The 3,844-nt window shown below is 71.6% G+C and carries 1 protein-coding gene; it reads left to right on the top strand.

Annotated features, from left to right (window positions below; all coding sequences use genetic code 11):
- Nucleotides 1-3,844, top strand: a 3,844-nt coding sequence (locus ACZ4EG_RS46550) for an SDR family NAD(P)-dependent oxidoreductase (RefSeq protein ID WP_467795054.1), incomplete at both ends; no start/stop codon positions are given.

The raw sequence follows: 3,844 nt of genomic DNA, 5'->3' as shown, positions 1-3,844 counted from the left end.
GGGGGCTGGAGGCGATTGTTTCCGGTGCTGCTCCGGTGGGCGGAGCCGTCGGGGGCAAGGTTGGGTTCTTGTTCTCGGGTCAGGGTTCGCAGCGGCTGGGGATGGGGCGTGAGCTGTATGCGTCCTATCCGGTGTTCGCGGCGGCGTATGACGAGGTGTGTGCGCTTTTGGATGCGCCGGTCGATGTTGACTCGGAGGAGTTGAACCAGACGGGTTGCACGCAGCCGGCGTTGTTCGCCGTTGAGGTGGCGCTGTTCCGGTTGCTGGAGTCGTGGGGTGTCCGGCCGGATTTGGTGGCGGGTCACTCGGTGGGTGAGATTGCGGCTGCTCATGTGGCGGGTGTGTTGTCGCTTGAGGATGCGGCGAGGCTGGTGTCGGCGCGTGCCGCGCTGATGCAGGCGCTGCCTGCGGGCGGCGCCATGGTCGCGGTCCAGGCCACCGAGGACGAGGTGCTGCCGCACCTGACCGACGGCGTCGGCATCGCGGCGGTCAACGGCCCGCGGTCGGTCGTGGTCTCCGGTGCCGAGGACGTGGTCGTCGCCATCGGCGAGGCCTTCCGCGAGCAGGGTCGTAAGACGTCCCGTCTGAAGGTCAGTCACGCGTTCCATTCACCGCTGATGGATCCGATGCTGGAGGAGTTCGCGCAGGCCGTCAGTGGTCTGGCCTTCAACGAGCCGCGGATTCCCGTCGTTTCGAACCTCACCGGCCGTCTGGCCGAGGCGTACACCCCCGAGTACTGGGTGCGGCACGTCCGTGAGGCGGTGCGCTTCGCCGACGGTGTGCAGACCCTGCACGAGCTGGGTGTGACCACGTTCGTCGAGATCGGCCCGGGCGGTGTCCTCAGCGCCCTCGCCCAGGGCTGCTTCGACGGAGGCACAGACATCGTCACCGTTCCCGCCCTAGGCGCCGACCGCCCCGAGCCGTACGCGGTCACTGCCGCAATCGGGCAGCTGCACACCCACGGCATGTCGCCCGACTGGCAGACGCTCTTCCGGGGCGCCCGAAGCGTCGACCTGCCGACCTACGCCTTTCAGCGTGAGCGCTTCTGGCTCGACGTTCCCCAGGCGTCCGGTGACGTCCGGGCCGCCGGTCTGGGGGCGGCGGACCATCCGCTGCTCGGTGCCGCGATTGCGACGGCCGACAGCGGCGGGGTCCTGCTCACGGGGCTGCTTTCCCTCGAAACCCACCCGTGGCTCGCCGACCACGCCGTGGACGGGACCGTTCTGCTGCCCGGCACCGCGTTTGTCGAGTTGGCGATCCGGGCGGGCGACGAGACGGGGTGCGGATGGATCGAAGACCTCACCCTTGAGCTCCCCCTGGTCGTGCCCGAGCGCGGTGGCGTCACCCTTCAGGTGGCTGTCGGCCCGGAGGACGAGTCAGGCCGGCGGCAGCTGAGCGTGCACTCGCGCGTCGACGACGGTTCGTGGCTGCGCCACGCGAGGGGTGTGCTGTCCTCGGCAGAGGCACCGTCCGCCGGGGACCTCGGCGCGTGGCCGCCGGCGGGTGCGGAGGCCGTCGATCTGACGGCCTTCTACGCGGACATGGCTGCTGCGGGCCTGGACTACGGTCCGGTCTTCCAGGGCCTGCGTTCGGTGTGGCGCGGCGGGGACGACGTCTTCGCCGAGGTTGAGCTGCCGGAGGAGTCGGCTGCCGAGGCGGCGGCGTTCGCCCTGCACCCGGCGCTGCTGGACGCCGCCCTCCATGCACTGGCCGCAGGTGGGTTGGTGTCGCTCGACGACGGCCCGGCCCTGCCGTTCGCGTGGTCCGGCGTCTTCGTGCATGCGGCCGGTGCGGCGATGGTGAGGGTGAAGCTGTCGCGGACGGCGACCGGTTCGGTGATGCTGACCGTGGCCGATGGTGTCGGTGATCCGGTGGCCTCGGTCGAGTCGCTGTCGTTGCGGCCCGTCTCGGCGGAGCATTTGCGCGGTGCCGGTGGCGGCGATCAGCTGTTCGGGCTGGAGTGGACGCCGTTCACTCTCCCCTACGCCACCGAGCGGCAGGTGATCGAGACGGTCGCAAACGTCGACGCACTGCGGGAGTCGGAAGGGACACCGGACGTCGTCGTCGTTCCGTGCACGGTGGGGTCCGGTACGCAGACCGCCGACCGCGTGCATAGCGCCACGAGTGAGGTTCTGGCGTTGGTGCAGTGGTGGTTGGCGCAGGAGCGTGCGGGGCGTTTGGCCCTGGTGACGCGTCCGGGCGATCTGGCTCATGCCGCGGTGTGGGGGCTTGTGCGGTCCGCGCAGTCGGAGAACCCGGACCGGATCGTGCTGGTGGAGGCGGAGGACACCGACGAGGCGGTCCGTGTGCTGCCCGCCGCGCTCGCGTCCGGTGAGCCGCAGTTCGCGGTTCGCCACGGGGAGGTGTTTGTTCCGCGCCTGGTGAAGGCCACCGGGACCGCCACCGGCACGCCTGACTTCGGCGCCGGCCCCGTCCTGCTGACTGGGGCGTCCGGGGCGCTGGGCACGTTCATCGCACGGCACCTGGTCGTCGAGCACGGCGTGCGCAGCCTGCTGCTGCTCAGCCGCCGTGGCGCGGAGGCCCCCGGCGCGGTCGAGCTGGAGGCCGAACTGACCGCGTGGGGCGCCGAGGTGCGCTGGGCGGCTTGCGACGCGGCCGACCGGAACGCCCTCGCCGAGGTGCTGTCCGGCACACCGGTGACGGCCGTGGTGCACACGGCCGGCGTCCTCGACGACGGCGTGATCGCGTCGCTCACCCCGGAGCGCATGGAGAAGGTGCTGCGGCCGAAGGTCGACGCCGTGCTCAACCTCCATGAGGTGACGAGCGACCTGTCGGCGTTCGTCGTCTTCTCCTCGGTGTCCGGAATCCTGGGCAGCGCGGGACAGGGCAACTACGCGGCGGCGAACACCTTCCTCGACGCCTTCGCCGCTGCCCGCCGCGCCCGGGGGCTCCCCGCCACGTCGCTGGCGTGGGGCCTGTGGGAGCCGGGCAGCGGCATGGCCGACCGACTCGACCAGGCGGACCTCACCCGGCTCAAGCGGCTGGGCCTGGCCCCGATAGCCGTCGACGAAGGGCTGCGGCTGTTCGACGCGGCGCTGGCCCTGAACCGGGCCGCCGTTGCCCCACTGCGGCTGGACCTGGGTGGGCTGCAGGGCACGGTGCCGCCAGTGCTCCGAGGGCTGCGCGGCCCCGTACGGGGTACCGCGCGGCGCACGGTGCAGACCGCGCCGAAGGGATCGCTGCGTCAGCGGCTGGCAGGGCTGCCGGAGGCCGAGCGCGAGCAGGTGGTGCTGGATCTGGTGCGTACCGAGGTCGCCGCCGTTCTCGGGCACATCTCGGCCCAGGCCGTCCAGCCGGACCACGCATTCCAGGACGCCGGTTTCGACTCGCTCACCTCGGTGGAACTTCGCAACAGGCTGAACACGGCGACCGGGCTGCGGCTCCCTGCGACCCTGGTCTTCGACCACCCCACGCCCGTCGCGCTCTCCCGCTTCCTGCTGGCCGAGACGCTGGGCGTCCAGGAGCGGCCCGAGGCCGCGGTCGCCGCGGTGACCGGGACGGACGAGCCGATCGCGATCGTCGGCATGGCCTGCCGCTACCCCGGTGGCGTGCGGTCGCCCGAAGACCTGTGGCGTCTCGTCGCCTCCGGCGGCGACGCGATCTCGGGCTTCCCCGAGGACCGCGGCTGGGACGTCGAGGACCTCTACGACCCGGACCCCGACCGCTCCGGCAAGTCCTATGTGCGGCACGGTGGCTTCCTCCACGAGGCTGCCGAGTTCGACCCGGCCTTCTTCGGGATCTCGCCGCGTGAGGCGCTGGCGATGGACCCGCAGCAGCGGTTGCTGCTGGAGACGTCGTGGGAGGCGTTCGAGCGGGCCGGGAT

The sequence above is a fragment of the Streptomyces sp. NPDC025638 genome (assembly GCF_055558775.1).
Note: the sequence above shows the minus strand (reverse complement) of the source record. Positions and strands in the feature narration are given on the sequence as shown.